30 protein-coding genes and 1 tRNA gene are annotated in these 25,871 nt (G+C 70.9%); 8 read left to right on the plus strand and 23 right to left on the minus strand.

The window, feature by feature from the left end:
• Window positions 1–10 precede the first annotated feature (10 nt).
• Complete coding sequence (locus OHA84_RS19155) at window positions 11–403, minus strand: MarR family winged helix-turn-helix transcriptional regulator (RefSeq protein ID WP_266950638.1); 393 nt, start codon at window positions 401–403, stop codon at window positions 11–13.
• Between the two features lie 225 nt (window positions 404–628).
• On the opposite strand from OHA84_RS19155, the gene OHA84_RS19160 reads away from it, so the two are divergent.
• Window positions 629–859 carry a hypothetical protein gene (locus OHA84_RS19160; protein ID WP_266970583.1) on the plus strand — a complete coding sequence of 77 codons (231 nt, stop codon included), beginning with the start codon at window positions 629–631 and terminating at the stop codon, window positions 857–859.
• Window positions 860–964: 105 nt separating this feature from the next.
• Here the strand turns inward: OHA84_RS19160 and OHA84_RS19165 are convergent, their stop codons facing one another.
• The 10 genes from OHA84_RS19165 to OHA84_RS19210 all read right to left on the minus strand — a co-directional run bounded on the left by OHA84_RS19165 (window position 965) and on the right by OHA84_RS19210 (window position 8,059).
• A complete protein-coding gene (locus tag OHA84_RS19165; RefSeq protein ID WP_266970581.1) occupies window positions 965–1,801 on the minus strand; it encodes a hypothetical protein in 837 nt (278 codons plus the stop codon).
• Window positions 1,802–1,858: 57 nt separating this feature from the next.
• The gene (locus OHA84_RS19170) at window positions 1,859–2,698 is read right to left on the minus strand and encodes an RNA polymerase sigma factor SigF (protein ID WP_053684131.1); all 840 of its coding nucleotides are present in this window, start codon (window positions 2,696–2,698) and stop codon (window positions 1,859–1,861) included.
• A 223-nt stretch (window positions 2,699–2,921) separates the two neighbouring features.
• Entirely contained in the window at window positions 2,922–3,854 is a 933-nt protein-coding gene (locus tag OHA84_RS19175) for an RNA polymerase sigma factor SigF (RefSeq protein ID WP_053684185.1), read from the minus strand.
• A gap of 384 nt (window positions 3,855–4,238) precedes the next feature.
• A complete protein-coding gene (locus OHA84_RS19180) occupies window positions 4,239–4,400 on the minus strand; it encodes a hypothetical protein (RefSeq protein ID WP_199826690.1) in 162 nt (53 codons plus the stop codon).
• Between the two features lie 455 nt (window positions 4,401–4,855).
• Complete coding sequence (locus OHA84_RS19185) at window positions 4,856–5,143, minus strand: hypothetical protein (protein WP_159041626.1); 288 nt, start codon at window positions 5,141–5,143, stop codon at window positions 4,856–4,858.
• A gap of 157 nt (window positions 5,144–5,300) precedes the next feature.
• Window positions 5,301–5,387, minus strand: a tRNA-Ser gene (locus OHA84_RS19190).
• A gap of 68 nt (window positions 5,388–5,455) precedes the next feature.
• A complete protein-coding gene (tadA, locus tag OHA84_RS19195; RefSeq protein WP_053684189.1) occupies window positions 5,456–5,884 on the minus strand; it encodes a tRNA adenosine(34) deaminase TadA in 429 nt (142 codons plus the stop codon).
• Between the two features lie 65 nt (window positions 5,885–5,949).
• Window positions 5,950–6,498: a hypothetical protein gene (locus OHA84_RS19200; RefSeq protein ID WP_266970578.1), complete on the minus strand. Its 549-nt coding sequence runs from the start codon at window positions 6,496–6,498 to the stop codon at window positions 5,950–5,952.
• A gap of 331 nt (window positions 6,499–6,829) precedes the next feature.
• On the minus strand, window positions 6,830–7,012 hold the full coding sequence (locus OHA84_RS19205) for a hypothetical protein (protein WP_053684137.1): 183 nt from the start codon (window positions 7,010–7,012) through the stop codon (window positions 6,830–6,832).
• A gap of 102 nt (window positions 7,013–7,114) precedes the next feature.
• Window positions 7,115–8,059: a universal stress protein gene (locus tag OHA84_RS19210; RefSeq protein ID WP_053684139.1), complete on the minus strand. Its 945-nt coding sequence runs from the start codon at window positions 8,057–8,059 to the stop codon at window positions 7,115–7,117.
• Window positions 8,060–8,245: 186 nt separating this feature from the next.
• Here OHA84_RS19210 and upp point away from each other — a divergent pair, with 186 nt between their 5' ends.
• A complete protein-coding gene (gene upp, locus OHA84_RS19215) occupies window positions 8,246–8,881 on the plus strand; it encodes a uracil phosphoribosyltransferase (protein ID WP_053684141.1) in 636 nt (211 codons plus the stop codon).
• A 34-nt stretch (window positions 8,882–8,915) separates the two neighbouring features.
• On the opposite strand, the gene OHA84_RS19220 is transcribed toward upp, so the two are convergent.
• Both OHA84_RS19220 and OHA84_RS19225 read right to left on the minus strand, forming a co-directional pair.
• Window positions 8,916–9,581: a LytR C-terminal domain-containing protein gene (locus OHA84_RS19220; protein ID WP_266970575.1), complete on the minus strand. Its 666-nt coding sequence runs from the start codon at window positions 9,579–9,581 to the stop codon at window positions 8,916–8,918.
• A 79-nt stretch (window positions 9,582–9,660) separates the two neighbouring features.
• Entirely contained in the window at window positions 9,661–9,957 is a 297-nt protein-coding gene (locus OHA84_RS19225) for a type II toxin-antitoxin system VapB family antitoxin (RefSeq protein WP_008740979.1), read from the minus strand.
• Between the two features lie 88 nt (window positions 9,958–10,045).
• Here OHA84_RS19225 and OHA84_RS19230 point away from each other — a divergent pair, with 88 nt between their 5' ends.
• Complete coding sequence (locus tag OHA84_RS19230) at window positions 10,046–11,626, plus strand: helicase HerA-like domain-containing protein (protein WP_266970573.1); 1,581 nt, start codon at window positions 10,046–10,048, stop codon at window positions 11,624–11,626.
• Between the two features lie 91 nt (window positions 11,627–11,717).
• The gene (gene opcA / locus OHA84_RS19235; protein ID WP_053684147.1) at window positions 11,718–12,650 is read left to right on the plus strand and encodes a glucose-6-phosphate dehydrogenase assembly protein OpcA; all 933 of its coding nucleotides are present in this window, start codon (window positions 11,718–11,720) and stop codon (window positions 12,648–12,650) included.
• On the opposite strand, the gene OHA84_RS19240 is transcribed toward opcA, so the two are convergent.
• Complete coding sequence (locus OHA84_RS19240) at window positions 12,599–13,072, minus strand: cupin domain-containing protein (protein ID WP_266948748.1); 474 nt, start codon at window positions 13,070–13,072, stop codon at window positions 12,599–12,601. The genes opcA and OHA84_RS19240 overlap by 52 nt on opposite strands.
• An 81-nt stretch (window positions 13,073–13,153) precedes the next feature.
• A complete protein-coding gene (locus tag OHA84_RS19245; RefSeq protein ID WP_266970570.1) occupies window positions 13,154–13,771 on the minus strand; it encodes an HhH-GPD-type base excision DNA repair protein in 618 nt (205 codons plus the stop codon).
• Between the two features lie 120 nt (window positions 13,772–13,891).
• On the opposite strand from OHA84_RS19245, the gene OHA84_RS19250 reads away from it, so the two are divergent.
• Window positions 13,892–14,704, plus strand: a complete 813-nt coding sequence (locus OHA84_RS19250) for a VOC family protein (RefSeq protein ID WP_266970568.1) — start codon at window positions 13,892–13,894, stop codon at window positions 14,702–14,704.
• A gap of 53 nt (window positions 14,705–14,757) precedes the next feature.
• Here the strand turns inward: OHA84_RS19250 and OHA84_RS19255 are convergent, their stop codons facing one another.
• From OHA84_RS19255 to OHA84_RS19265, 3 genes are all read right to left on the minus strand, one after another.
• Entirely contained in the window at window positions 14,758–15,270 is a 513-nt protein-coding gene (locus OHA84_RS19255) for a hypothetical protein (protein WP_266970566.1), read from the minus strand.
• 99 nt (window positions 15,271–15,369) lie between these two features.
• Window positions 15,370–16,311: a helix-turn-helix domain-containing protein gene (locus OHA84_RS19260; RefSeq protein WP_266970564.1), complete on the minus strand. Its 942-nt coding sequence runs from the start codon at window positions 16,309–16,311 to the stop codon at window positions 15,370–15,372.
• Window positions 16,312–16,614: 303 nt separating this feature from the next.
• Complete coding sequence (locus OHA84_RS19265; RefSeq protein ID WP_053680197.1) at window positions 16,615–16,980, minus strand: ATP-binding protein; 366 nt, start codon at window positions 16,978–16,980, stop codon at window positions 16,615–16,617.
• A gap of 157 nt (window positions 16,981–17,137) precedes the next feature.
• Here OHA84_RS19265 and OHA84_RS19270 point away from each other — a divergent pair, with 157 nt between their 5' ends.
• The 3 genes from OHA84_RS19270 to OHA84_RS19280 are packed head-to-tail and all read left to right on the plus strand — an operon-like array spanning window position 17,138 to window position 18,369.
• Window positions 17,138–17,995, plus strand: coding sequence for a helix-turn-helix transcriptional regulator (locus OHA84_RS19270; RefSeq protein ID WP_266948758.1), 858 nt, complete (start codon window positions 17,138–17,140; stop codon window positions 17,993–17,995).
• Complete coding sequence (locus OHA84_RS19275; RefSeq protein ID WP_266970561.1) at window positions 17,992–18,183, plus strand: DUF397 domain-containing protein; 192 nt, start codon at window positions 17,992–17,994, stop codon at window positions 18,181–18,183. The genes OHA84_RS19270 and OHA84_RS19275 overlap by 4 nt, the downstream gene beginning before the upstream one ends.
• A gap of 3 nt (window positions 18,184–18,186) precedes the next feature.
• Window positions 18,187–18,369: a DUF397 domain-containing protein gene (locus OHA84_RS19280; protein ID WP_266970559.1), complete on the plus strand. Its 183-nt coding sequence runs from the start codon at window positions 18,187–18,189 to the stop codon at window positions 18,367–18,369.
• A 15-nt stretch (window positions 18,370–18,384) separates the two neighbouring features.
• Here OHA84_RS19280 and OHA84_RS19285 read toward each other — a convergent pair whose 3' ends face one another.
• The 5 genes from OHA84_RS19285 to OHA84_RS19305 form a co-directional block, all read right to left on the minus strand.
• Window positions 18,385–18,999, minus strand: a complete 615-nt coding sequence (locus tag OHA84_RS19285) for a hypothetical protein (RefSeq protein ID WP_053680204.1) — start codon at window positions 18,997–18,999, stop codon at window positions 18,385–18,387.
• Between the two features lie 93 nt (window positions 19,000–19,092).
• Entirely contained in the window at window positions 19,093–21,174 is a 2,082-nt protein-coding gene (locus OHA84_RS19290) for an RICIN domain-containing protein (protein ID WP_266970557.1), read from the minus strand.
• 446 nt (window positions 21,175–21,620) lie between these two features.
• Window positions 21,621–22,067, minus strand: coding sequence for a molybdopterin-dependent oxidoreductase (locus tag OHA84_RS19295; RefSeq protein ID WP_266948765.1), 447 nt, complete (start codon window positions 22,065–22,067; stop codon window positions 21,621–21,623).
• Window positions 22,068–22,144: 77 nt separating this feature from the next.
• Complete coding sequence (locus OHA84_RS19300; protein ID WP_266970554.1) at window positions 22,145–24,973, minus strand: molybdopterin-dependent oxidoreductase; 2,829 nt, start codon at window positions 24,971–24,973, stop codon at window positions 22,145–22,147.
• Window positions 24,970–25,851, minus strand: a complete 882-nt coding sequence (locus OHA84_RS19305) for a xanthine dehydrogenase family protein subunit M (RefSeq protein ID WP_266970552.1) — start codon at window positions 25,849–25,851, stop codon at window positions 24,970–24,972. The genes OHA84_RS19300 and OHA84_RS19305 overlap by 4 nt, the downstream gene beginning before the upstream one ends.
• Between the last annotated feature and the right edge of the window lie 20 nt (window positions 25,852–25,871).

Here is a 25,871-nt window from a genome sequence, read left to right on the forward strand (position 1 = left end):
TCCTCGGGTTCTAGAAGCTCGATCGGAGTCGGGCCAGCAGGGTGTTGAGTGCGTCGACGTCCTCGGCGGACCAGTCGGCCAGGGCGCGTTCCAGCGCCCGCGTGTACCGGGTCCCGAGGTCGGTCAGGAGTGCGCGGCCGGTCGGGGTGAGCCGCAGGATCCGGCAGCGGCCGTCGACGGGGTCGGTCTCGCGCTCGATCCAGCCGCGTTCGGCGACGTGGGTCACGTGCCGGCTGGTCACCGAGATGTCGATGGCCATGAGTTCGGCGAGCCGGCCGAGCCGCATCTCGCCGTGCCGGTCGAGCACGGTGAGCACGGCGGCCGAGCCGGGCGGGCAGTGCGGGGGCAGGGTGCGGGCGAGGTCGCGCTTGACCGCGCCGATGCCGGTGAGTTGGCGGGCCAGCTCCTCGTACGCGGGAGCGGTCGTCGGGCTCGTCGTCGGCCCCGTCGTCGGACCCGTCTCCCCCGGACCGGCCGTCGTCGCGGTTGTGGACGTGGTCGAAGTCGTCACCGGGCACCCCCCATCTTGTTGCTTTGGGCAACCATAGAAGCGGATGGTTGCTACAGGCAAATGAATTCGGGGGGTGGGGCGGTAAAGGAAAGGGAAAACCCGCTAGGGTCCTGACCCATGGCTGAGAACCACAACTCACAGGTCCCCGAGGGCAACCACGACCCCGCGGGCAGCACGCAGATGTTCCGGGCGTTCGTGGAGGAAGCCGCCCCGGCCCGCCAGGCCGGGCCCGGTGCGCGACAGCAGCGGCGGGCCGAGCGTCAGGCCGGTTCGAAGACGGGCACCTGGATCGCCCTCGGGGCGGCTCTGATCCTGGTCCTCGCGGTGGTCCTCTGGGTCGTCCTGTAGAGACCGAGCGACCAGGCGACGACGTGACGGCGTGACGGCGCGACGACGTGACGCGGAGGCCGGCCCCGCCGGCCCTGCGGATCCGTCCCGTCCTGTCCCCTTCGTTCAGTTCCAGGTGGCGGTGACGTTCCGGGTGTCCACGTGCATGCCCAGGGGGACGCGCCAGGATTCGACGCAGACCGTGTAGGTCCGCGTCTTCGTCGTGCCGCCCGCGATCGGGGTGGGCAGGGGCTGCGTCGTCGTGCGGGTGGCCCAGTCGACGCCGAGGGCGCCGATGATGTGCGTCGCGAAGGTGATCGTGCCGGAGCGGGCCGCCGTGGTGCCGGTGTTGGTGAAGCTCACCGTGACGTTCTCGCACCACCGGTCCGCCGCGCCCGACCGGGTCGGGGCGCCGAGGGTCAGTCGCGCCGGCGTGGCCGGTGCCGGTGTCGGGGTCGGTGTGGTGCCCGGCGGGCTCGTCGGCGGCCTGGGCGTACCGGAGCCGCCCGAGCCGGCACCGCCGGTGCTTCCCGAGCCGCCCGTGCTTACCGAGCCGCCGGCGCCGCCCGTACTCGACCCGCCCGTACCTCCCGTCGTGCCCGCGGGCGCGCCCGGGAGCCCGGGCTCCGCGCCCGTGCCCGTGTTCGGAGCCGGTACGGAGCCGCCGCCCGGCGGGGGCGTCGGTCCGTTCCCGCCGTCGCCCGAGGTCTGCGGTGCGGGCGAGCCGGCCGGCGTACCGGTGGAGGCGGAGGCGGTGCCCGACGTCGGCGGGGCGCCGAGTCGCTGGAGCTCCACCTGTCCCCGGGGCGGTACGTTCTCCCCCGCGCCCCGCTCCGGACCGGGCGCGGCGGCGCCCACGGCCACGTAGCCGTCGCGCGTCGCGCCGCCGCAGCCGGTGAGGGCCGCGGCGGCGGTCGAGCAGCAGAGGGTGAGGGCCAGCGCCGCGCGTGATCCCGTTCGCATCGCGTCAGTTTTCCTGACGCATCGTCAATTGGGAACGGTGCGGAGCCGGTTGATTCCCTACTCGCCGATCAGGCCCACGCGCAGTTGCGCGAGCGTGCGGGTCAGCAGTCGGGAGACGTGCATCTGGGAGATGCCGACCTCCTCGCCGATCTGCGACTGGGTCATGTTGGCGAAGAACCGCAGCATGATGATCTGCCGTTCCCGGGGCGGGAGTTTGGCCAGCAGCGGCTTGAGGGACTCGCGGTACTCGACGCCTTCGAGTGCCGTGTCCTCGTAGCCGAGCCGGTCCGCGAGCGAGCCTTCGCCGCCCTCGTCCTCGGGGGAGGGCGAGTCGAGCGAGGAGGCGGTGTAGGCGTTGCCGACGGCCAGGCCGTCGACGACGTCCTCCTCCGAGACGCCGAGCACGGCGGCCAGTTCCGGCACGGTCGGGGACCGGTCCAGCTTCTGGGCGAGCTCGTCACTGGCCTTGGTGAGGGCCAGTCGCAGCTCCTGGAGCCGGCGCGGGACGCGCACCGACCAGGAGGTGTCCCGGAAGAACCGCTTGATCTCGCCCACCACGGTCGGCATCGCGAACGTGGGGAACTCGACCCCGCGTTCGCAGTCGAACCGGTCGATCGCCTTGATCAGGCCGATCGTGCCGACCTGGACGATGTCCTCCATGGGCTCGTTGCGGCTGCGGAAGCGGGCCGCGGCGTAACGCACGAGGGGCAGGTTCAGTTCGATCAGGGTGTCGCGTACGTACACTCGTTCGGGGCTGTCCGCGTCCAGGGTTGCGAGGCGCTGGAAGAGGGAGCGGGAGAGGGTGCGGGTGTCGATGGCTTCCGAGCGGTTGGACACTGCCGGCACCGCACGCTTGACGAGCGTGAGTACCTGTGAGCTGCCCTGGTCTACGGACATGCCACCCCCTTGAGGTCGCGGACGGTCGCGTCTTCTGCGCGCCCGTCGGAGGAACGCAGCCTCCACCTGAATACCGGAGGCGGGGCTGCGGCAAACGCGGTTCCAGCAGAATGTCACATGTCGGCAACACGCTGTAGCGCCATGTCGACATGTATCTCCAGCGACAGAGCGGAATGAGCCCGGTCTGTCGGGAAACGCGTCGGGGAAGCTCCACCCGATCCGGTTACGCCTCGATCCTGTTTGCGGATCGCAAGCGGGCGAAGCTCCTGGCGAGGAGTCGCGACACGTGCATCTGGGATACGCCCAGCTCAGCGCTGATCTGCGATTGCGTCAGGTTGTTGTAGTACCGCAGGAGCAGGATCCGCTGTTCACGCTCGGGCAGTTGTACGAGCAGATGCCGTACGAGGTCGCGGTGTTCGACGCCGGCCAGTTCCGGGTCCTCGTAGCCGAGGCGGTCGAGCAGCCCGGGCATGCCGTCGCCCTCCTGCGCGGCCTCCAGCGATGTTGCGTGGTAGCTCCGGCCGGCCTCGATGCAGGACAGCACCTCGTCCTCGGAGATGCGCAGTCGTTCGGCGATCTCGGGGGTGGTGGGGGTGCGGCCGTGCTGGGTGGTCAGGTCCTCGGTGGCGGCGTTGACCTGGACCCACAACTCGTGGAGGCGGCGCGGGACGTGGACGGTGCGGACGTTGTCCCGGAAGTACCGCTTGATCTCGCCCACGACGGTCGGCATCGCGAAGGTCGGGAACTGGACCCCGCGTTCGGGGTCGAAGCGGTCGATCGCGTTGATGAGGCCGATCGTGCCGACCTGGACCACGTCCTCCATCGGCTCGTTGCGGCTGCGGAAGCGGGCCGCCGCGTACCGGACGAGCGGCAGGTTGGCCTCGATGAGGGCGCCGCGCACCCGGTCGTGCTCGCGGGTGCCGGGCTGGAGCGCCTTCAGTTGCCCGAAGAGGACCTGGGTGAGCGCCCGGGTGTCGGCGCCCCTGCTCTGCGGCCTCGGGGCGACGGGCGGCTCCTGCGGGGCCTCCTGGGGCGGTGCTGCGGGGGATTGGGCGGTCTCGCCGGTCGTGGGCGCCTGCGTCGGTGAGGGGGTGGACGGTTCCCGGGAGGGCCCCGCCGGGGACTCCTGCCGGGGCGACTCCTGTTGCGGGGGCACCTGGGCGTCCTGGTGGGGCGGGGTGGCGGCCTGCGGGCCGGGGGCACCGTGCGGGGCGGGAGAGCCGGGGGTGTCCCGCGCGCCGGGGGCGGCGTGCGGGCCGGGGAGGCCCTGCGTGTGCTGTGGCTCCTGGGGGTCCTGCTGGGGTGGCACCTGAGGCGCAGTACTGGCCGGCACGGTCACGCCACCCCTTCAGTCAACTATCCGTCAAAAGCGGTCATAGCATCACAAGAGATGTGCACTATGCGCAAGCACCGCATATCTCCGTGTTGAGGGTAAATTGCCCATATACGGGCATTCAGTTCGAACATGGATAACGCAAAAGACCCCCCACCCGTCGGAGTGGGGGGCCGGTTTGTCCGGAAGCCGCTTCAGCGTACGGGTTCAGGTCACCAGTTCGGTCATGAACTCGCCGATCCCGTGGGCGGCGTCCGAGATTCCCTGGAAGCCTATTTGGACCATATCGGCGGCTTTGATCGGCTGGGTGATGATCACGAAGAGTACGAAGACGGCGAGCGCGCCCGTGATGATCTTCTTGGTGTCCACGAGCGGTGTCGGCCTCCCCAACCGGTCCTGCAAAGTCGGGTGAGTCTAACCGGTCGGGTTTGGACACTCACCTGCCCTTTAGGGACCAATGACCCGGCGTTCCGGGTCCTTTGCCGCCCTGTGGCGGGGCGGGGGAGGCGCAGGATGGGGGACGAGCCCACCGGTTCTGGCAGGAAATCGGTGGGTGAGGGACAGGACCTCACTGCGGGGTCCGAGCCGCGGGCTTCCCCCTGACCGCGGTACGGACCGGCAGGTTCCGTCCTCATCGGGGGGAGTGGCTTGTCCCCCCGATGCCACTTCCCGCGTCCCGACGTCGAAGGTCCCGACCCCCGGTCGGGGCCTTCTTCGTGTGCGGCCCGCGCGCCGGACGGTTCGCGGGTCGTTCGCGGGTCGCTCGCCGGACCGCGCGGTCTGCCCGCCGGACTGTTCGAGCCGACGGTTCGAATCCGGTGCGGCTATTCGATACCGCCGGCGAGGTCGGTGATGGGCTGTACGGGCGCGATCACGGGCGCGAGGTCGTTGGGGAGGTCCATCAGTCGGTTGAGCTGGTTCAGGTCGTTGAGCTTGGCGCCGATCTCCTTCACGGATCCGGGCGTCGCCCCGCGCGGCATGCCCGGGGCCGCCGTCGGCAGGTCCGGGAGGGTGAGCGGGGCGATCGGCGCGGCGGAGGCGGCGGGAGCGGCGAGGCCCGCGGCGGCCCCCGCGAGGGCGAAGGCGGCGAGGATGCGCTGGGTCTTGGTCATGCCGTGACAACGGTCGAGGGGGCGGCCGGTCACGCGCCTGTCCCCCGGAGGGCCCCGGAAGCCGAGAGTCCGGGGAGCCGTGAGGGCCCCGGAAGCGTCGAGGCCCGGGGAAAAGCCGAGAGCCCCGACCCTTGCGGGGCGGGGCTCTCGATCAGAGCGGTAGCGGTGGGATTTGAACCCACGGATAGCTTGCACCATCACACGCTTTCGAGGCGTGCTCCTTCGGCCGCTCGGACACGCTACCGAGAGAGAGCTTAGCCCAAAGTGCGCCGTGCTCTGAAATCCGTGTCGGGGCGACCCTCGTCACAGCGGTCACAGGTCGCGGAAGAAGTCCTTCAGCTGCCGGGCGCACTCGTCCGCGAGCACCCCGCGGACCACCTCCGGCCGGTGGTTGAGCCGGCGGTCCCGTACGAGGTCCCACAGCGATCCCGCGGCGCCCGCCTTCTCGTCGTCCGCGCCGTACACGACCCGGGCCACCCGGGACTGCACGAGGGCGCCCGCGCACATCACGCACGGCTCCAGGGTGACGACGAGGGTGCATCCCGGGAGTCGCCATTCCCCGAGGGCGGCCGCCGCACGGCGCAGTGCCAGCACCTCGGCGTGCGCCGTGGGGTCGCCGGCGGCCTCGCGTTCGTTGTGCCCGGTGGACAGGACCTCGCCCGCCGGGCCGAGCACGACGGCGCCGACCGGCACGTCGCCGGCCGGCACCGCCAGGGCGGCTTCCCGGAGCGCCAGGCGCATGGAGTCCCGCCAGGGGTCCCGTACGGGGTCGGGACCGGGGTGGTGCGTGTCGTGCTCGTCGATCACTAGCGCACGGCCTCCAGGACCTCGGTGGCGCCGAGGGATTCGGCGATCTCCGAGAGGGCGTCGCCCTCCAGGGCGGTCAGTTGCTTGGGGCTGACGCCGAGGTCGTTCAGCAGCCCGAGGTCGCCGAACGGGCCGGCGGGCAACGGCTCGGCGCCGGTCCCGAGCGCGGAGGCGGCGGCGTCGTCCTCGTCGGCGAAGGCGGTGACGCTCTCCTCCTCGCCGTCCTCGGTGCCGTCCAGGTCGAGTTCGTCGAGTTCGTCGTCCTCCTCTTCGCTGCCCAGCAGCTCTTTGGTCAGCATCGAGCCGTAGGAGCTGCGGCCGGCTACGGAGGCGTTGGACACGAAGTACCGAGGGTCTTCCTCGCCGTCCAGGCGCATGACGCCGAACCAGGCGTCCTCCTGCTCGATGAGGGCGACCACCGGCTCGTCGTCGACGGCGGCGGAACGGGCGAGATCGATCAGATCGGTCAGGGACTCGACGTCGTCGAGTTCCAGGTCGCTCGCTTCCCACCCATCTTCGGTGCGCGCGAGCAGTGCGGCGAAATACACCGTGACTCTCCCACTGGTCATAGGCGTGCCGGTTGGAGGTCCCCCCGGCCGGAGGATGGGGTGAAACGGTCGTGCTGCTCACCGCTTCGTGCCCCGCCCAATCGGCATCGTGGCAGAAACAGCGGCTTTGCGAGAGGTCTTCCGCCGTGTCGCGCCGGGGCGCCGCCGCCGGGGGGACGGGTCTGAGGGGCCCGCGAAGGCCGAGGCGCCATTCCCCCGAGGGGCGTTGCCCCGGGGCCGCGCGGCTCAAACTCCGACGGGGCCGAACGGCCCCGGAAGCCGGGCGGATCACCGGGCGAGCCGGGTGGATCATCCGAGGAGCCGGAGCGGATCACCAGCGGAAGGTGCGCATCCGCATCTGTTGGCGCATGCGGGCGGCGCGGGCGCGGCGCGGTTGGACGCGGTCGCGCAGTTCGCGGGCCTCGTTCAGGTCCCGTAGGAACTGGGCGCGCCGCGCTCTGCGCTGCGCCGCCGTTTCCTCTTCGCTGTCCACGCTCGGCTCTGTTTCTGGCATGGGCCATCACCCCGGCTGCTGGTCCGGTCGTCCTCGCCCCCCGAACCCACCTTCCCCCGGACCGCCCGATTGATGCCACCCCCGCGCCAGGGTTCTCGCAGCTCAGGCGTCTTCCGTCCGTGTCGGCACCACCGCGACCGGGCCGTGCGCGTGGTGGAGCACGGCGTGCGCGACCGAGCCGATCATGAGCGGGCCCACGTTCCGGGTGGGGTGGTGGCGGCCGACCACGACGAGCGCGGCCGAGCGGGACGCGGCGACGAGCCGGCCCGCCGCCTCGCCGGGCACGGCGGCCTGTTCGACGGGCACGTGCGGGTGGCGGGCCCGGAACGGGGCCAGCCGCTGCGTCTGGGAGCGGAGCATCTCCCGCTCGGCCGGCACCCCGTCGCCGCCGTCCGCCAGCCCTTCCGGCGGGATCACCGCGAAGGGGCTGTCGACGCCGATCATCGTCGAGGGCGGGACGGCGTACGCGGAGACCACCTGGACGGCGGTCCCCCGCACGGCGGCCTCCTCGAAGGCGAAGGCCAGCACGTCGTCGGGGGTCTCCGCCGCGTGCAGCCCGACCACCACCCGCCCGGCCGACTCCTCCCCGGAGGCCTCCACGACGCGCCCGGCGTGCGGGATCACGACCACCGGGCAGGTCGTGGTGGAGGCGACGGCGCGGCTGTTCGAGCCGAGCAGCAGGGCGGCGAAACCGCCGCGTCCGCGGGATCCCATCACCAGCATCCGGGGGTCGCACTCGGCGCCGATGACCCGCAGCGCCTCGGGCACGGACCCTTCCAGGGCCTCGTAGCGGACCTCGGCGGGCAGTTCGGGGGCGCGCGCGAGGAGGTCCCGTACGTGCTCGCTCACCGGGTCGGTGTACTGCTCCGGCTCGGACGCGGAGTGCAGGGCGGAGCGCCGGCCCGCGTACAACTGGGCGCTGTCGGGCAGGACGTGCGCGACCATGAGCCCGCCGCCGTGCAGGAGCGCGGAGGTCCGGGCCCACTCCAGCGCCTTGAGACTGTGTTCCGATCCGTCCACGGCCGCGATGACGAGGGAGGTGCTCATCAACCAAGGGTGCTGGGCGTCCGGGCGGGCCGCATCTCCGCGTGTCGCGGGCCCGTGGGCGGCTTCGGACGCGGAGGGGTCGTGTCACCGCGTAGCCTTTTGCGTGTGGGTCGCACACCGCGGCCGTTTTCGCAGGTCGCAGGTCGAAACCCGGCAGCTGGCGGCAGCTGAGTCTTGGAGGATGTTGTGCGTTTGCAGGTCGTCGATCACCCGTTGGTCGCGCACAAGCTCACCACCCTGCGCGACAAGCGCACCGACTCCCCCACCTTCCGTCGGCTCGCCGACGAGCTGGTGACCCTCCTCGCGTACGAGGCCACGCGTGACGTGCGGACCGAGCAGGCCGACATCGAGACCCCGGTCGGCCCGACCACCGGCGTCAAGCTGTCGCACCCGCGTCCGCTGGTCGTGCCGATCCTGCGCGCCGGTCTCGGCATGCTGGACGGCATGGTGCGGCTGCTGCCGACGGCCGAGGTGGGCTTCCTGGGCATGGTCCGCAACGAGGAGACCCTGGAGGCCTCCACGTACGCGACGCGCATGCCGGAGGACCTCTCCGGACGCCAGGTGTACGTGGTCGACCCGATGCTGGCCACCGGCGGCACGCTGGTCGCGGCGATCCGGGAGCTCATCAAGCGCGGCGCCGACGACGTGACCGCCGTGGTGTTGTTGGCCGCGCCCGAAGGCGTCGAGATCATGGAGCGCGAGCTTGCGGGCACGCCGGTGACGGTGGTGACGGCCGCCGTGGACGAGCGGCTCAACGAGAACGGCTACATCGTGCCGGGCCTGGGCGACGCGGGCGACCGCATGTACGGCTCCGCCGAATAAGTCACGGTCAGGTCCGCCGGGTGGGCCCGGCGGATCAGCACGTCTTGGCGGGCGCGGGTACGGGGTGGGCCAGTGTGGCCAGCGCCTTGTCCGCGTCCGCCTTCGTGTTCAGTTCCTTGAAGGTGTTGCCGAGGATCAGGTCGATGTCCGTGCCCTCACGGGTGTCGTTCTGCAGGGTGACGCCGGTCAGCTGGGTGCCGAGTACGGAGTACGCAGCCTTGTCGGTGGTGGGGGCGCCCAGCAGTATGCCGATGCCGGGGACCTTCTTGTCGAAGGCGGCGGGCGCGTTGCCTACCTGGCCGATGGTGAAGCCGCGTTTCTTCAGCTCGTCGCCGACCAGTTTGGCGAGGCCCGCGCGCGGGGTCGCGTTGTAGACGTTGACCGTGATCTCTGCGGGCTTGGGGAGGGTGACCGCGGCGGCCGGGGTCGCGGGGCGCGCGGAGACGGCCGAGGCCGGTCCGGCCTTGCTCGGGGAGCCGGTCGGACAGTCCTTGCCCGCCGCGACCGTCTTCTTGCCGCCGTTGCCTCGGAACACGTCGATGAGCTGCAAAGCCCCGTAACCGAGCAGGGCCAGTGCGAGGACGGATCCGAGCAGGGCGAACACGATCCGGCGGCGTCGCCGGGGTCGGCTCATGCGGGGGTAGGCAGCTCCCGTTACGCGGTACTTTCCGCCCATGCCGGGGGGTGTGAGCATGCTCATGGGCGCAGCGTAGTGCCGTACCGGAACGATGCCTACTAAATGATCTGTTGATCGGGTAAGGCAGACCCGAAAGGCGCAATCAGTCCATCTCAAGGACGCGTGCATGCAGCACTTGGCGCTGCTGGAGCGCCGCGCGCACGGCGCGGTGCAGCCCGTCCTCCAGGTACAGGTCGCCCTGCCACTTCACGACGTGCGCGAAGAGGTCGCCGTAGAACGTGGAGTCCTCGGCGAGCAGGGTTTCGAGGTCGAGCTGCCCCTTGGTGGTCACGAGCTGGTCGAGCCGGACCGGGCGCGGGGCTACGTCCGCCCACTGCCGGGTGGTTTCCCTGCCGTGGTCGGGGTACGGCCGGCCGCTTCCGATGCGCTTGAAGATCACACGGAAAGCCTACCGGGCCGGTGCCTGCGGGCGCAGCCTCGCTGCGTGGGTGCAAAGGTGACAGGCAGGGCTATTTCGGGAGTGAATCATGAGTGAGAGCACCGACCCCGCGTCTCCGGCCGACCGGATCGCGGCCGGGTACGCCTTCACCGGACCCGCGCTGGACCTGGGTGCCCTGCTGTGGGACGGGCGGTGCCTGCCGGACCGCCAGATCCGCGTTCCGCTGTCGATGCTGAACCGGCACGGGCTGGTCGCGGGGGCCACCGGCACCGGGAAGACGAAGACCCTCCAGCTGATCGCCGAGCAGTTGTCGGCGAACGGCGTGCCGGTGTTCCTCGCCGACATCAAGGGTGATGTCTCGGGCATCTCGGCGCCCGGCGTGGACAACGAGAAGGTCCGGGAGCGCGCCGCGGACGTGGCCCAGGACTGGTCGGCCACGGCCTGCCCGGCCGAGTTCTATTCCCTGGGCGGCATCGGCACCGGCATCCCCGTGCGGGCCACGGTGACCGCTTTCGGTCCGGTGCTCCTGTCGAAGGTGCTCCAGCTCAATCAGACCCAGGAGCAGTCATTGGGGCTGATCTTCCACTACGCCGATTCCAAGGGCCTGGAACTGATCGACCTGAAGGACCTGCGGGCGGTGGTGGCCTTCCTCGTGTCCGACAAGGGAAAGGCCGAGCTCAAGGGCATCGGCGGACTTTCCACGGTCACCGCCGGGGTGATTCTCCGGGCCCTCACCGCATTCGAACAGCAGGGTGCGTCGGAGTTCTTCGGAGAACCCGAATTCGACTCCTCGGAATTCCTTCGGACGGCCGCCGACGGGCGCGGTCTGGTCTCGGTGCTGGAACTCCCGGCGGTCCAGGACAAGCCGCAGCTGTTCTCCACCTTCCTGATGTGGCTGCTCGCCGATCTCTACACCGACCTGCCGGAAGTCGGCGATCTCGATCGGCCGAAACTCGTCTTCTTCTTCGACGAGGCGCACCTGCTCTTCAACGGCGCCTCCAAGGCGTTCCTGGAGTCCATCACCCAGACCGTGCGGCTCATCCGCTCGAAGGGCATCGGGGTCTTCTTCGTGACCCAGACGCCGAAGGACGTGCCGGCCGACGTGTTGGCGCAGCTCGGCAACCGGGTGCAGCACGCGTTGCGCGCGTTCACCCCGGACGACGCGAAGGCGCTCAAGGCGACGGTGAAGACCTTCCCGAACTCCCCCTACGACCTGGAGGAACTCCTCACCGGTCTGGGCACCGGCGAGGCGGTGATCACCGTGCTCAGCGAGAACGGCGCCCCCACTCCCGTCGCCGCGACCCGGCTGCGTGCCCCGCAGTCGCTGATGGGGCCCGTGGACGCGGCGACCCTGGACGGGGCCGTGAAGGCCTCGCTGCTCTACTCCCGTTACGCGGAGCCGATCGACCGCGAGTCGGCGTACGAGAAGATCAGCGCGGAGCAGGCGGCCGCCGAGGCCGAGGCGGAGGCGGCCGCCGCGGCGGCGGAGGCGGAGAAGGAGGCCAAGCAGGCGGAGAAGGCGGCCCGCAGCGCCCCCAAGCCCGATCCCTCGCTGGCCCAACAGGTCGTGGGCAGCGGCATGTTCCGTTCGCTGGCCCGCTCGATCGGCACCCAGCTGGGCCGCGAGATCTCCCGGTCCCTCTTCGGCACGGCCCGCCGGCGCAAGTAGCCGGGGGCCCGGTCGGGGAGTGGAGGCGAGTCGAGGCGTATTCCAGCGAACCGGTTGCGGGACGCTTGGCGGGCGCTGACAGACTCGGGGCATGCGGACCGAACTCACCGACACCACGTCCAGCAAGATCGACCGGGCTCTGCTCGATGCCCGGCGAGCCGTCGGCAGTCCCGCGATGGGGCTGGTGCTGACGCTCGTCGTGGTCACCGACGAGGAGAACGCCTACGACGCGGTACGCGCGGCCTCCGAGGCCTCCCGCGAGCACCCGTGCCGCATCATCGCGGTGATCAAGCGGAGCACGCGCGGCCCGCGCAAGCTCCCGCCGAGCCGTCTCGACGCCGAGCTGAGGGTCGGCACGGACGCCGGTTCGGGGGAGATCGTGCTGCTGCGGCTGCACGGGGAACTCACCGACCAGGCCGGCTCGGTCGTCCTGCCGCTGCTGGTGCCGGACGCCCCGGTGGTGGCCTGGTGGCCGGCAGACGCGCCCGCCGACCCGGCCCGGGACCCGTTGGGCGCGCTGGCCCAGCGCAGGATCACCGACGCGCAGGCGGCGGTGGACCCGGTCGCCGTCCTGGCGGAGCGCGCGCGGTCCTACGCCCCCGGGGACACCGACCTGGCCTGGACGCGGCTGACCCCGTGGCGTTCGCTGTTGGCCGCCGCCCTGGACCAGAAGCCGCTGCCGGTGACGGGCGCGGCGGTGGAGAGCGAGGCGGACAACGCGAGCGCCGAGCTGCTGGCGCGCTGGCTGGAGGGCCGGCTGCGGGTGCCGGTGCGCCGGGTGGTCACGGACGGGCCGGTCATCACCCGCGTCGTGCTGGAGACCGGTGAGGGCGAGATACGGGTGGACCGGCCCGCGGGGGTGCTGGCCGGCCTGATCCTGCCGGGGTGGCCGGACCGCAAGGTGGCGCTCAAGGTCCGCAGCCTCTCCGAGCTGATCGCGGAGGAGCTGCGGCGGCTCGACGCCGACGAGGTCTACGCGTCGGCGCTGCGCGGGCGTCCGGCCCAGGCCTCGCTCTCGGCGTAGTGGTTGTCGTACACCGGCTGGCTGTCGATGATGTCCTGCACGGTGGCCTCGCCGGCGCGGACCCGGCCGAGCAGCCGGTAGTAGTCGAAGCGCGCCATGCCGGGGGTGAAGCCGACGAACACCTCGGCGGTCCGGCCGGCCGCCGGGGCGAAGGCGTGCTTCACGCCGGCCGGGACGCTGATGAAGTCGCCCTTGCCGAGGGTGTGGATCTCGTCGCCGACGAGGACGTCGAGCAGGCCGTCGGTGACGTGGAAGAACTCGGTGGCCTTGGTGTGGAAGTGCACCGGGGCGCCGGCCGCGCCGACCTCGAAACTCGCCGTGTTGCAGGTGAGTTCGGGGGTGTCGGTGAGGAGCGTGATGACGCTGCCCGGGCCGTCGGTGATGGTCTCGGCAGCGGCGGCGCGGGTGAGGTTCTCAGTCATGGTCATGATCATAAACTGGGGGTCTGACAACGGCCCGGGCCGCTCGCCCGGGCCGTTGTCGGAGCCCTCGCGCCCCGCCCGTCAGCCCGCCGGCGGGGCTTTCGGCTTCGCCGTCTTCGCGGCCTTCGCGGCGGCCTTGTGCTCCTGCTTGTACGCCCGCACCTTGGCCAGTGACTCCGGTCCGGTGATGTCCGCCGCCGAGCGGTGGATGTTCGCCGGGCCGTATCCGCCGGCCGACTCCCGCCAGCCCTTGGGGCGGACGCCGAACCGCTTGCCGAGCAGGGCCAGGAAGATCTGCGCCTTCTGTTCCCCGAAGCCGGGCAGTTCCTTGAGGCGCGCGAGCAGTTCGGCGCCGGTCGTCGCGTCCCGCCAGACGGCCTCGGCGTCCCCGTCGTAGTGCTCCACCAGGTACGCGCAGAGCTGCTGGATGCGCTTCGCCATGGATCCCGGGTAGCGGTGCACGGCCGGTTTCTCGCTGAGCAGGGCCGCGAAGGCCTCCGGGTCGTACGAGGCGATCACGTGCGCGTCGAGGTCGTCGGCGGCGAGGCGGCGGGCGATCGTGTGGGGGCCCGAGAACGCCCATTCCATCGGGACCTGCTGGTCGAGCAGCATCCCGACCAGCGCGGCGAGCGGGCTCCGGCCGAGCAGGGCGTCCGCCTCCGGCTGCTGGGCCAGCCGGATGGTGATCTCCTTGTCCATGACTCCAGACTCCCCCGTGCGCGCCTTCCGCGCGCGGGCGGCACACCGGCGGCCTAGCGTGTGAACCGAGACGGGTCACGTCGTACACGACAGTCGTACCGACACAGGAGTCGATCGATCATGACTGAGTTCCCGGAAGGCGCTCCCTGCTGGGTGGACGCGATGTTCACCGACGTGGAGGGCGCGAAGAGTTTCTACGCCGACGTGCTGGGCTGGACCTTCGGCGACGCCAGCAGCGAGTACGGCAACTACACGCAGGCCTACAAGGACGGGAAGGCCGTGGCGGCCGTCGTCCCGCCGATGCCGGGGGCCGACGCTCCCTCGCAGTGGTGTCTGTACCTCGCCTCGTCGAACGCGGCGGCGACGGCGGAGAAGATCAAGTACGCGGGCGGCGAACTGCTGATGGAGCCGATGCAGGTCGGCGCCTTCGGCACGATGGCCATCGCGAAGGAGCCGAGCGGCGCGGTGTTCGGGGTCTGGCAGCCGGGTGAGCACAAGGGCTTCGAGCGGATGGGCGAGGCGGGATCGTACGCGTGGGCGGAGGTGTTCAGCCGGGACGTCGCGAAGGCCGACGCGTTCCTCCCGAAGGTCTTCCCGTACGGCGAGCAGCAGATGGACGCGGGTGACGACCCGGAGATGGCCGGCATGGACTTCAAGGTCTTCAGCCTGGGTGGCAAGGAGAACCCGGTGCTGGGCCGGATGAACATGGGGACCGACTTCCCGCCGGAGATCCCCTCGTACGTCCAGGTGTACTTCGGTGTCGACGACTGCGACGAGGCGGTCGCCAAGACGAAGAAGCACGGTGGGAAGTTGCACTTCGGGCCGATGGACAGCCCGTTCGGGCGGTTCGCGGCGGTGGCGGACCCGCAGGGCGCGGCGTTCGCGGTGATCGACATGTCGAAGACGACGGGCGAGATGCCGAAATTCGACTAGTGGAGGTGCGCGGCGGGGCTCCGGTCCGGGGCCCCGCGGCGCGGTGACCGTGGCTACGGCAGGGCGGAGGTCACACCGTCCACGATCATCATCCACATCGGTTGGGCGCCCGTGCCGAAGGCGGCGGCCAGGGCGTAGCCGACGGAGGCGTCCAGGGGCCGGAGGTCCACGTCCTCCTGCCACTCGGCGATGACGAGCGCGTCGCCGTCGGCGGTGAAGTCCCCGAGGTGGGTGCCGTCGCGGGTGAGGCGACTGCCGGGGACGGAGTCAGGGACGAGGACGTAGCGCGCGCCCTCGTGGTCGACCTCGACCCGGTACGAACTCCTGGTCAGGCGGCCCTTCGCCGGGAGCAGCGGGCTGGTCAGGCCGTCGATGGTCAGGGTGAGGTGTTCCGGGTCGCGGGTGCCTATGCGGATCTGCGGGTCCACCTCGGAGCCGGGGGCGCGGACCAGGGCGACCTGGGGGATCCCGGGGCCTTCGACCTCGACGCGTTCCTGGCCTTCGAGGCGGACGGTGATCGCGCCGAAACGCGTGTCCTCAAGGGTCGTCGGGAGTGCGTCGTCCACGGGCGGTCCTTCGATGCGATCGGAACTCACGTCCCGGAACGGGATGTTCGGGACGTAAACGATCTTACGGTGAGGGTGCGTGGCCGGGTCGTGGCCGGGTCAGGCGGCGCGGGATCCGTCGTCGTTGCCGCCCTCGCGGTCCTTGGCGCCCTCACAGTCCCTGCAGCGGCCGCCCCGGGTGGGGCTGCGGAAGGCCCGGTCGCACTTCTCGCAGTTCGTGAAGGGGTCGGGCGGCACGAAGGGCGGGCGGTGGGGGAGGGCGGCCAATCGGGGTGGGAGCTGGACCGTGAGGCGGTACGCGATGAGCCCTGCGGCGCTGCGGGGGCGCTCGGGGAGGTTCGCGCACAGGGCGGCGGTGATCGCCTGGTGGGTCGCGCCGCGTTCCAACCAGGCTTCGACGGCGCCCGCCAGGCGCTGGACGTCCTGTTCGCCGAGGAGCAGTCGGGGGTCGGCGCGGCGCAGTTCCGTGAGGAGTTCGACGGCGAGTTGGCGGCGGGCCGGGTTGTCCGGGTTGACGGGGGCGGGCAGCTTGGCCGCCGGGGCGGGGGCCGGGGTCGTGGTCGGGTGCTCCTCGGACGGGTGCTCCTCGGGCGCCGGGTCGGGTTCCGGAGCGGGAGCGGGGGCGGGCTCCGGGGCGGGCTGCGGCGGAGGTGCGGGTCGGGGCGCCGGCGGGGTCTGCGGGGCTGCGGGTGCGAGCTCGGCCGCGCTGGGGTGGTTGTGCGACACCGTACGGGTGATGAGGCGACCGTTCGGGAGGTGCTCCTTGGAGCGGCCCAGGAAGCCGTGGTCCTCCAGCTCGCGCAGGGCAGAGGCGATGCACACCTGGCCGAGCGGCAGCTCGCTGAGCAGGTCCTTGATGCCGATCGGGGTGCCCGCGGGCAGCGACTGGATGTACGCGCCGAGTCCCCGGGCGTTCATCGACAGCTCCGGGTGCTGGACGAGGTCGTTGCTGACGATCGTGAAGCGACGGGTGAGACGCACGTTGCGGTGCTGAACGCCGTACGCCGCGCGCGAGTGGGCGCTAGGGTGCTGGAAAGCCATCGGGAAGTTGGATCCTTCTCGTGGTCAGGCCCTCGATCGGGATTGCCGTCCCGGCCGGGGGCCGTCCTGTGTCTGGAGTTGTCCTGTGTCTGGAGTTGTCGGGGCCGAGCATATGCCAGGCAACGGGCCGTCCCGCCAGCCAAGTTGGGGCCATTCACTCGTGTGAGTGAGGGCGCCTCGGCGGGAGGCTGGTGGGGTAGGGCAGGTTCTCTCCCCTGGTACTGCGAAGCAAGGAAAGAAGCATCCCGGGTCACCAGGTCCCGGCGGACCGGGACCCGGTCCGACCAGGATCAAACGCTGTTCTCAGCACTTCAGTTCGGCCCATACCACCTTCCTCGGAGCGGGCCCGGGAGTGCTCCCCCAGCGGTCCGAGAGCGCCTCGACGATCGCCAGTCCCCGGCGCGGCTCGCCCACCGGCACGTCGCCCCGGGGGTCGACCACCTCGATCCGCACGCCCCGGGACGCGTCGACGCTGATGTCCAGCCGAAAGTCCCGCCCCGGAACCCGGCCGTGCGTGATCGCGTTCGCGCAGAGTTCCGCGACGAGCTGCGCGGCGTCCTCGAAGGGAACGCCCCAGGAACGGAGTTGCTCGACGGTGAGCAGACGGGCGAGCCGGGCCGCGCGGGGCGTGGCGGAGAGCTGGAGGGAGAAGCTGAGTTGAGGATTCATGTCACGCAGCGTGGCCGCTCGTGCGTAGCCTGAGAAGGTGCAACGGCCTTGTGTACACAGTCTGTACAAGGCCTGTCCAAGCCTGCCGCGACTGTACGAGGCCGGCGCGCGGGTACGCAGAGCGCCGAAGACTTCGGCTCGTCGGAGGTGGATGCGCATGAGCGTGGACAGTGACGGTACGGAAGAGAACAGCTGGTCCGTGGGGCCCGGCGACGAACAGGGCGTAGCCGTGGTGGCTGCCCTCGGCCGTCAGATGCGGGCGCGACGCGAGGCGCTGGGTATGAAGGTGGCCGAACTGTCGGCACAGATCAGGTACGGCGAGGGGCTGATCTACAAGGTTGAGGGTGGGACGCGCATCCCCAAGCCCGAGTACTTGGACAGGGTGGACGAAGCGCTCGGTGCCGGCGGACTGATCAAGGCGATGAAGACGGACCTGGCGCAGGTTCGGTACCCGAAGAAGATTCGCGACTTGGCAGAGACGGAAGCCCGCGCAGTCGAGATCTGCGCGTACCGCACGCACAACATCCATGGTCTCTTGCAGACTTCCGCGCACGCCCGGGCACTGTTCGAGATGCACCTGCCTGCCTACACGGCCGATGAGGTCGAGCGAGGTCTTGCCTGGCGGATGTCACGACGGTCGATCTTCGCCCGCAACCCGGCGCCTGCGATCAGCCTCGTTCAGGAAGAGGTCACGCTCCTTCGGCACATCGGAGGCACAATGGTGTGGCGTGCCCAGCTCGAACGGATCCTCGAACTCATCGACTTGAAGCACGTGGTGTTCCAGGTGATGCGGACAGACTGTGAAGTCCATGCCGGCATCGCCGGCGGTCTTGAGGTGTTGAAGTTCGCGAACGGCGCGGCCGTGGGGCGCACGGAGGATGCGTTCAACGGACGTCACGTTTCGGAGCCCAAGCAGCTCCAGACCCTCGAACTGCGCTATGGAATGATCCGATCCCAGGCTCTGACGCCGAAGGACTCTCGGGTCTTCATCGAGCACTTGCTGGGAGAGACATGATCCACGGCCCTGAGCTGGACTGGTTCAAGAGCAGCTACAGCGATAGCAGCGACATCACCGAGTGCGTCGAGGTAGCCGCGACCCCCGGCACTGTCCACGTCCGGGACTCGAAGAACGTCACCGGACCCCGGCTCGCGCTCACGCCGCAGGCCTGGGCAGGCTTCGTCGACTACGCCGCGAAGGGGTAGGTCATGGCCGACCTGGACTGGTTCAAGAGCAACTACAGCAGCAGCAGCGAGATCGATGACTGCGTCGAGGTAGCCGCGACCCCCGGCACTGTCCACGTCCGGGACTCGAAGAACGTCACCGGACCCCGGCTCGCGCTCACGCCGCAGGCCTGGGCGGGCTTCGTGTCGTACGCCTCCCAGGCCTGAAACGGCTCGCGCGGGTCAGCGCCTGCGGGCCCGCGCGCGGCGCAGGAGGATGCCGACCGCCGCGCCGGCGAGGGCGATGACCACCACGCCCGCCGTGGTCCACCAGACGGTGTCGTCGGACTTCTTCGCCACCGGGGCGGTGGACGGGTCCGGTACCTGCGGGGTCGAGGCGGCGGGGGCGGACGGGGTCGGGGAGGCGACGGGGCTCGGCACCGTCGTGGGGGCGGTCGACGGCGCGGTCGACGGGGCGGGGTCGGTCACCGGAACCGCGATCTCGCTCTCTCCGTGTCCCAGGTCGGGGAAGCCCACGTCCACCGTGACCTTCCACGTGCCCGGCGGCAGTACCTCGGTCGTGGACCAGCCGCTGGGCTTGCCCGCGTCGCGGACCAGCCCCCAGGGGCCCATGGTGCGGGAGCCGTCGGGGTTGGTCGCGTTCACCGTGGCGGCCACGGCCTCTTCGACGGGATCCCCGTCGTTCTCCCAGGTGATCTCTGTGGTGACGTGCCCCTCGCGCTGTCCGGTGATCACCACCTTGACGGTGTCACCGTGCGCGTGCGCGTCGGTGGATACGGCCAGGCCCTGCGCGAGCAGCAGGAACAGGAACAGGAACGCGTGTCTGGTGCGCATCATCGCGGTACTCCGAAGTGCGGTGGGTCGAGATGAGGGAGCCGGCGGACGGCCCCGCGTGGGGAGGGGCCGTCCGCCGGGGGTTCACGAGGAGGGTCAGGCGGCCTTCTGGACCGTCCACGCCTGCGCCGCGCGGCCGTCCGCGCGCTGGAGGTCGAGCAGCCAGTTCCCGTAGTACGGGCGGTTGCTGACCGTCAGGGCGAAACCGCCGCCCGCGTCCGTCACGGTCACGGCGTTGCCGCGGGCGGTGACCCGCCACTTCTGCGCGCCGGAGTTCGTGCAGGGCTGCTGCGCGACCCACATGCCGGCCGCCGCCGCGGCGCCCGGCTGGAGGCACTTGCCGGAGACGGCGGAACGGATGCGGACGAGACCACTGCCCGCGTCGTCGAAGTACCACTGCTGCTGGGCGTAGCCGTTGGCGCGGCCACCGACGAGGACCGTCCCGTCGGCGGTCCGGCCGCCCCACAGTTCGGCGTTCATGCCGGTGCTGCCGTTGCCGAGCAGGTAGCGGGTGTTCGGCTTGGTGGTGGCGCCGCCGCCCGTGCTCTTCGTACGGAACGTCGTGGTCTTGCCGGCGCCGCTGTCACGACCGGCGGAGTCCCGCACCGACACGGCGATCTTGTACTCGCTGCCCGGCTTCAGGTTGTAGATCCGCAGGGTCTGCGACTGGGTCCAGGTCAGGTGCTTGCCGTTGAGCTGTACCTGGTACCAGGCGGCGCCCTCCACCTTCGGCCAGCTCACCACGACGGAGTCGGACTGGATCTGTCCGGCCGTGACCGTGGGGCCGCCCGTGGGCTTCTTCGTCGGCGTGGGCTTGGGGGTGGGGGTGGGCGTCGGCTTGGGGTTCGGGTTCGGGTTCGGGTCGGTCCCGCCCCCGCCGCCGGCCGTGCGCATCAGGAACTGGTTGTCCGCGATGTTCCAGTGCGTGGCGAGGTAGCTGCCCGCCTTGGGACTGGTGTGGAAGTAGTCGTCGTGGTTGCAGTCCAGGATGTTCTCGGCCGCCTGGTTGGTGCAGACGTTGCGCATCGTGGGGTAGTACGGGGTGTCCGAGTAGCACATGACGTCCCACTCGTCCGTGCAGTGCGCGCCACGGCTGGTGTTGGGTGCGCTGTTGTTGACCGCGCCCAGGTTGTGGCCCAGCTCGTGCGCGGCGGTGTGGCCGCCCCAGCAGCCGGAGTCGGTACGGCCGTAGGAGGGGCCGAAGTTGCTCAGGTTGTCCTGGCCGTGGCGCTCGTCGCCGTTGAAGGTGCCGATGCCGCAGTAGACCTGCGTGTCCGCGAAGATCATGTACTTGCGGTCGCGGCGGTCGAGGCCCTTGCCGGCGAGCGCCTTGTTGCTCGCGCTGAACTCGGAGAGGGCCGACGCCGGAAGCTCGATGTTGAGCACGGTCGGCGTGCAGTCCGCGGCCGTCACGTAGCGGATGTGCCGGACGCCGCCGGTCTCCTTGGCGCTCGTGGAGTAGATGAGGTCCGCGTCGACGGCCCACTTGCGGAACGAGGCCACGTACTCGGAGTACCGGTCGCGGTCGGGGCCGTGCACGTAGACGACCTGGACGCGGTTGCCGGTGCTGCCGTCGCCGTCGCACTGGACGGTCTGGCCGGCGGGCCCTGCGGCGACCGCCTGGCCGGAGGCGGCCGAGGCGGCGGGGGCCGGGGCGGCCTTGGCGGTGTTCGTGGCCGCCTGCGCGTCGGCGGCGGGCGCGTCCTGGGCGCGCTTGCCACCCTCCGCGGGGGCCGGGTCGTCGGACGCGGGGCGGGCCGGGTCGGCCGCGGGCGCCTTCGCCTTGACGACGGGCGGGATGTCCTTCTTGATGTCGACGCCCTTGGGCGGTGCGTCGGGGCCGTGGGTGCAGTGCCCGGCGTCGGTGCGGTAGACGCCGACGCAGCGGTCGCCCTTCGGCGCGGCCTTGAGACCGTCGTAGATCATGCCGCGGGCGTTCTCGTTGGCGGGCGCGTCCTTGATGACGGCCGGCTCGGCGTCCCGGGCGGGTGCGGCGGCGGGCGCGGGTATCTCCGCGGCGAGCGCTTCGGCCTGTGCGGGCTGGGACGCCTGGGCGTTGTCACCCAGTCCGGAGTAGGCGACGCCTCCCGCGATCACCGCCGCGGTGGCCATGGCGGCGGTGACGAGTATGAACCGGCGTGGCTTGCGCCGGTGTTCACGCCTTCTACGTCTGGTCATGCGCACCTCAAATCGTGATGGGGGGTGGGTGCGCGGAAGCCTGCCAGAAGGGCGGTACGGAGAATTCGGACAAACGGGAATTGGCCCCAAGAAATCAGACCGTTACCTTCTGGTTTGATTTGATGAACTGTCAACTCGTATACGAGTAAGGCGAGTTACGCGTGTAGCGGCGCAAAGGTCCAGGCCTTATCGGGGAGGTCGTTATCAAATCGAGATAAGAAGTGGAAGCTTATTGACGACAATTCAGTCAGGGATTCATCTATCGCTCACTTGCTGAATTCTTGCGGTCACGAACCGTGAGGACGCGTCCGGGACGGGCCCCGACCCCCAAGCCGGAGCCCCTGTCGGAGCCCCTGTCGGAGCCCGGGAGGAGCGGCGTCAGGCCTCGGGGTCGGCGGCGTCAGGGCCTCAGGACCGGCGTCGACAGGGCCTCAGGACCGGCGGCGTCAGAGCCCCAGGGTCGGCGGCGTCAGCGCGCCGAACCACACGTGCGTGACCGCGCTGACATAGCGCGCGCCGCAGCGGTCCGAGGGCACCACCAACTGGCTGCCCGCCTCGTCGAGGTCCTCACCGTCCAGGCGGGTCGCCAACAGGACCGGGGTGGCGCCGAAGTCGCGGTCCAACTCCGCCCAGGACAACACGCTGTGGTGGCCGTCCCCGCCGCTCACCGCGATGAGGAAGCGGGAGCGGTCCTTGCGCCGCCGGGCGTCGAAGGCCGGGCCGGCCTGCGCGACGACGTCCCGGAGCAGCGCGCCTTCGAACACGTGGTGCTGGGGGCCGTTCGTCGCACAGTCGAAGGTGACGGCGGCCTTGTGCTGTTCCCACTCCCGAAGGTCCGCGACGCTCAGGGTCGCCGGGTGATCGAGGTCCCCGTGCAGCATGAGTTCGGCCATGCGTACGTCATGCCCGGGCGGGGTCATTCCGGAACCTCATCTGCAAGGTTGATGGCAAGATACGAGCCGCAAACGTGTCATGATTCGTCGGTTCCACCTGGCAGGCTCCGTTCACCTCGTCCCCGCGCGTGCTCCGCGATCCTCCGCCACACCACGTCCCGCGTCACCGGCAGCTCCGTGAACCGCACCCCCGTCGCGTCCCGCAGGGCGTTCGCGAACGCCGGCGCCACCGGGTTGAAGGGGCTCTCGCTCATCGACTTGGCGCCCAGCGGCCCGATCGCGTCCGAGGTCTCCATGAAGTGGACCTCCGTACGCGGCACGTCCGCGTACTGCGGCAGCCGGTAGCGACGGAACGCCGCCGTGGTCACCTCCCCGCGCTCGTCCACCCGTACGGTCTCGAACAGCGTCGCGCCCAGCGCCTGCGCCACACCGCCCTCCACCTGGCCGCGGCACTGCATCGGGTTCATCACCTTGCCCGCGTCGGCCGCGTGCACGCTGCGCAGGATCCTCATCTCGCCCGTGTCCGGGTCGACGGCGAGACGGAACCACTGCGCGTTGAAGGCGACCGAACGCGGCGAGCCACCCCAGTGCCCGTCCGCCGCGATCTCGTCGAGCTTCCCCTTGTCGTACGCGGCCTCGTACAACTCCTTGAGCGTGAGCACGCGGCCCGCGCAGTCGAAGGCCTCGGCCCGGAGCCTGCACAGGTGACGCGCCACGCCCGTGTGCCGGGCCGCGAAGGTCTGGAGCCGCTCCGCGAGGGAGTTGGCCGCCAGCATCACGGCCTTGCCCGCCACCACCGTGCCGGCGGATCCGAACGCGCCGGTGTCGTGGCGCACCACGTCCGTGTCCGACTGGCGGACCGCGATCCGGTCGACCGTGGTGTTCAGCGCCCCGGCGGTGATCTGCCTGTGGACGGTGGTGGTGCCGTTGCCGAACTCCGCCGTGCCGACCGCGATGTCGTACGTCCCGTCGCGCAGCAGGGCGACCCGCGCGTCCGCGTAGTGACCGCCCGGCGGGCCGGTCGCGATCATCGCGACCGCCGTGCCCTGACCGGTGAGCCAGCCCTCCGGGACGTCCTCGTGACTGCGGTCCTCGGCGATGGCCTTGCGGACGACGTCCATGCACTGCTTCATCCCGTACGAGGCGATGAACAGGTCCTCCTCGTGGCCGATCGGGGTCACCAGGTGGTCGCCGGCGCCGATCACGTTCTTCTCGCGCAGCACGAGCGGGTCCATGCCCAGCTTGACGGCCAGCTCGTCCATCACCGACTCCAGGGCGAAGAGGACCTGGCCCAGGCCGTAGCCGCGGAAGGCGCCCGCCGGAACGCCGTTGGTGTAGACGGAGTACGCCTCCACCTCCTTGTTCGGCGCCTTGTAGACGGCGAAGGACTCGCCGACGCTGTGGAACATGACGGCCGGGCCGTGGTTGCCGTACGCGCCGGTGTTGGAGACGACGCGGATGCGCAGCGCGGTGAGGGTGCCGTCGGCCTTGGCGCCGATCTTGATGGTGATCTTGAAGGGGTGGCGGGTGGTGGCGCCGTAGAACTGCTCGGCCCGGGTGAACTCGAGTTTCACCGGCCGCCGCAGCTTCAGGGCGGCGAGGACCACGATGTCCTCGGTCAACATCTCCTGCTTGCCGCCGAACCCGCCGCCCACACGGCCCGCGACCACACGGACCTCGTCCTCGTTCAGGTCGTACAGGGCGCACAGCGCCCGCCGGGTCAGGAACGGCGCCTGCGTGGAGGAGCGGACGGTGATGCGCTCGCCGTCGCCCTCCTCCTTGGGCTCGAAGTACGCGACGCTGCCGTGCGTCTCCAGGCTGGCGTGCTGCACGCGCTGCGTCTGGAAGGTCTCCTCGTGGACGACGTCCGCCTCCGCCCACCCCTTCTCCATGTCGCCGAGGGTGTTGTGGACCTCGCCGCACACGTTGTTCTCGGCGCGGAAGATGCCCGACTCCGGCCCCTTGGGATGCAGGACGGGAGCGCCCGGGAGCATGGCCTCCTCCGGATCGATCACGTACGGCAGCTCCTCGTACGTGACGACCACCCGGCGGCAGCCCTCCTCGGCCGCCTGCTCGCTCGTCGCGACCACGGCCGCCACCCGCTGGCCGACGAAGCGCACCACGTCGTCCAGGACACGGGTGTCCATCGGGTCCTCGGTGGGATGCTCGTGCCGGGCCGAGGAGTAGAGCCGCTCCGGGGCGTCGTGGTGGGTGAGGACCGCGTGCACCCCGGGCACCTGGAGGGCGTCGCGGGTGTCGATGGAGACGATCCGGGCGTGCGGGTGCGGGGAACGCAGCAGCTTCATGTGGAGCAGCCCCGGCACCTCCACGTCGAAGGTGTAGCGGGCCGTGCCGGTGACGACGAGCGGACCGGCGGGCGCGCCCAGCGACTTGCCCACCGCCTGCCCCGCCTCCGGATCCTCGGTGTGCTTCACCCCGCGCACGGCGTCCTCGATGGCGCGATAGCCGGTACAGCGGCAGATGTTGCCCTTGAAGGCGCGCGGCAGATCGTCCAACTTGCCGTCGTCGTGCGCGGTGCCCCGCTCGGCCTGGAGCGCGGCCGTGGTCATCAGGAACCCGGCCGTGCAGAAGCCGCACTGGAAGCCCTGCGCGTCGAGGAACTGCTTCTGCGCCGGGTGCAGTTCACCGCCCGGCCTGGCGAGGCCCTCGACGGTCGTCACCGAGCGGCCCTGGGCGCGTACGGCCGGATACAGGCAACTGTGCACCGGCTGCCCGTCGACGTGCACGGTGCAGGCACCGCAGTCGCCCTGGTCGCAGCCCTTCTTCACGCCGAACCAACCGCGCTCGCGCAGGTACGTGCGCAGGCACTGGCCGGCCCGGGGCTCCTCGGTGAACTCCCGCTCGTTGACCTCGATCCGGTAGCTCTCGGGCGCGTCGGTGCTCATCGGGATCCCTTCTGGTGGTCGTGGGCCGGTTCGAGGGCGGGTGCTCCGGGAGCGGGTGCTCCGGGGGTGGGGGACAGCTCGCGGCGGATCTCCTCGGCGAGGCGAAGGGCCATGTGGCGGCGCCACTCCGGCAGGCCGTGGATGTCGTCGAACCACTCCTCGGCGCGGACGGCGGAGTCGATCGCCTCCCGCAGCTCGGCCGCGGTCGGCGGCAGGGCGAACCAGAACCGGAACGGCCGGGTGGTCGCGGCGGAGACCGTCACCGTCAGCGAACCGTCCCGCGGATCGGACGCCCCGATCACCAGCGCGCCGGAACGCCCGAGCCCGTACAGCGACGCCTGCCGGAAAGCCGTACGGCAGTCCAGCGCCCGGGCCGGGACCCGCACGGAACGCAGCAGCTCACCGTCACGAAGGTCCTTGACGCCCGCACCGAGGACGAAGTCGACGACGGACAGCCGGCGGGTCGCGCCGTCCTGGCCCTGGAGCAGCACCTCGCCGTCGAGGGCGGCGGTGAGGGAGATCATCGGGCCGGCGGGGAGGCCGTTGCAGAGGTTGCCCCCGACGGTGGCCATGTTCCAGATCTTGAAGCTGGCGAGGAAGGCCCGGCAGCACCGCTCGATCAGCGGGGCGGCGGCCTTCGGCAGCGAACGGCCGAACCGGGACAGCTCGGTGATGGTGCAGGTCGCCGCGATGTCCAGCGAACCGTCCGGCTGCCAGGACAGCGGAGGCCAGCCCATCCGGGAGAGGTCGATCAGCCGGCGCAGGTGCGGCTGCGGCTCGGAGAAGAGATACGTGCCGCCGCCGAGCCAGGCGTCACCCGGCCGCCAGGGCTCCCGGCGGCGCGCGTCGCGCACGTCGAGCACCGTGTTGAGATCCACTTCGCGCCACCGGCCTCTCC

Origin of the sequence: Streptomyces sp. NBC_00513, from assembly GCF_041431415.1 — a bacterium.
Taxonomy (GTDB): Bacteria; Actinomycetota; Actinomycetes; order Streptomycetales; family Streptomycetaceae; genus Streptomyces.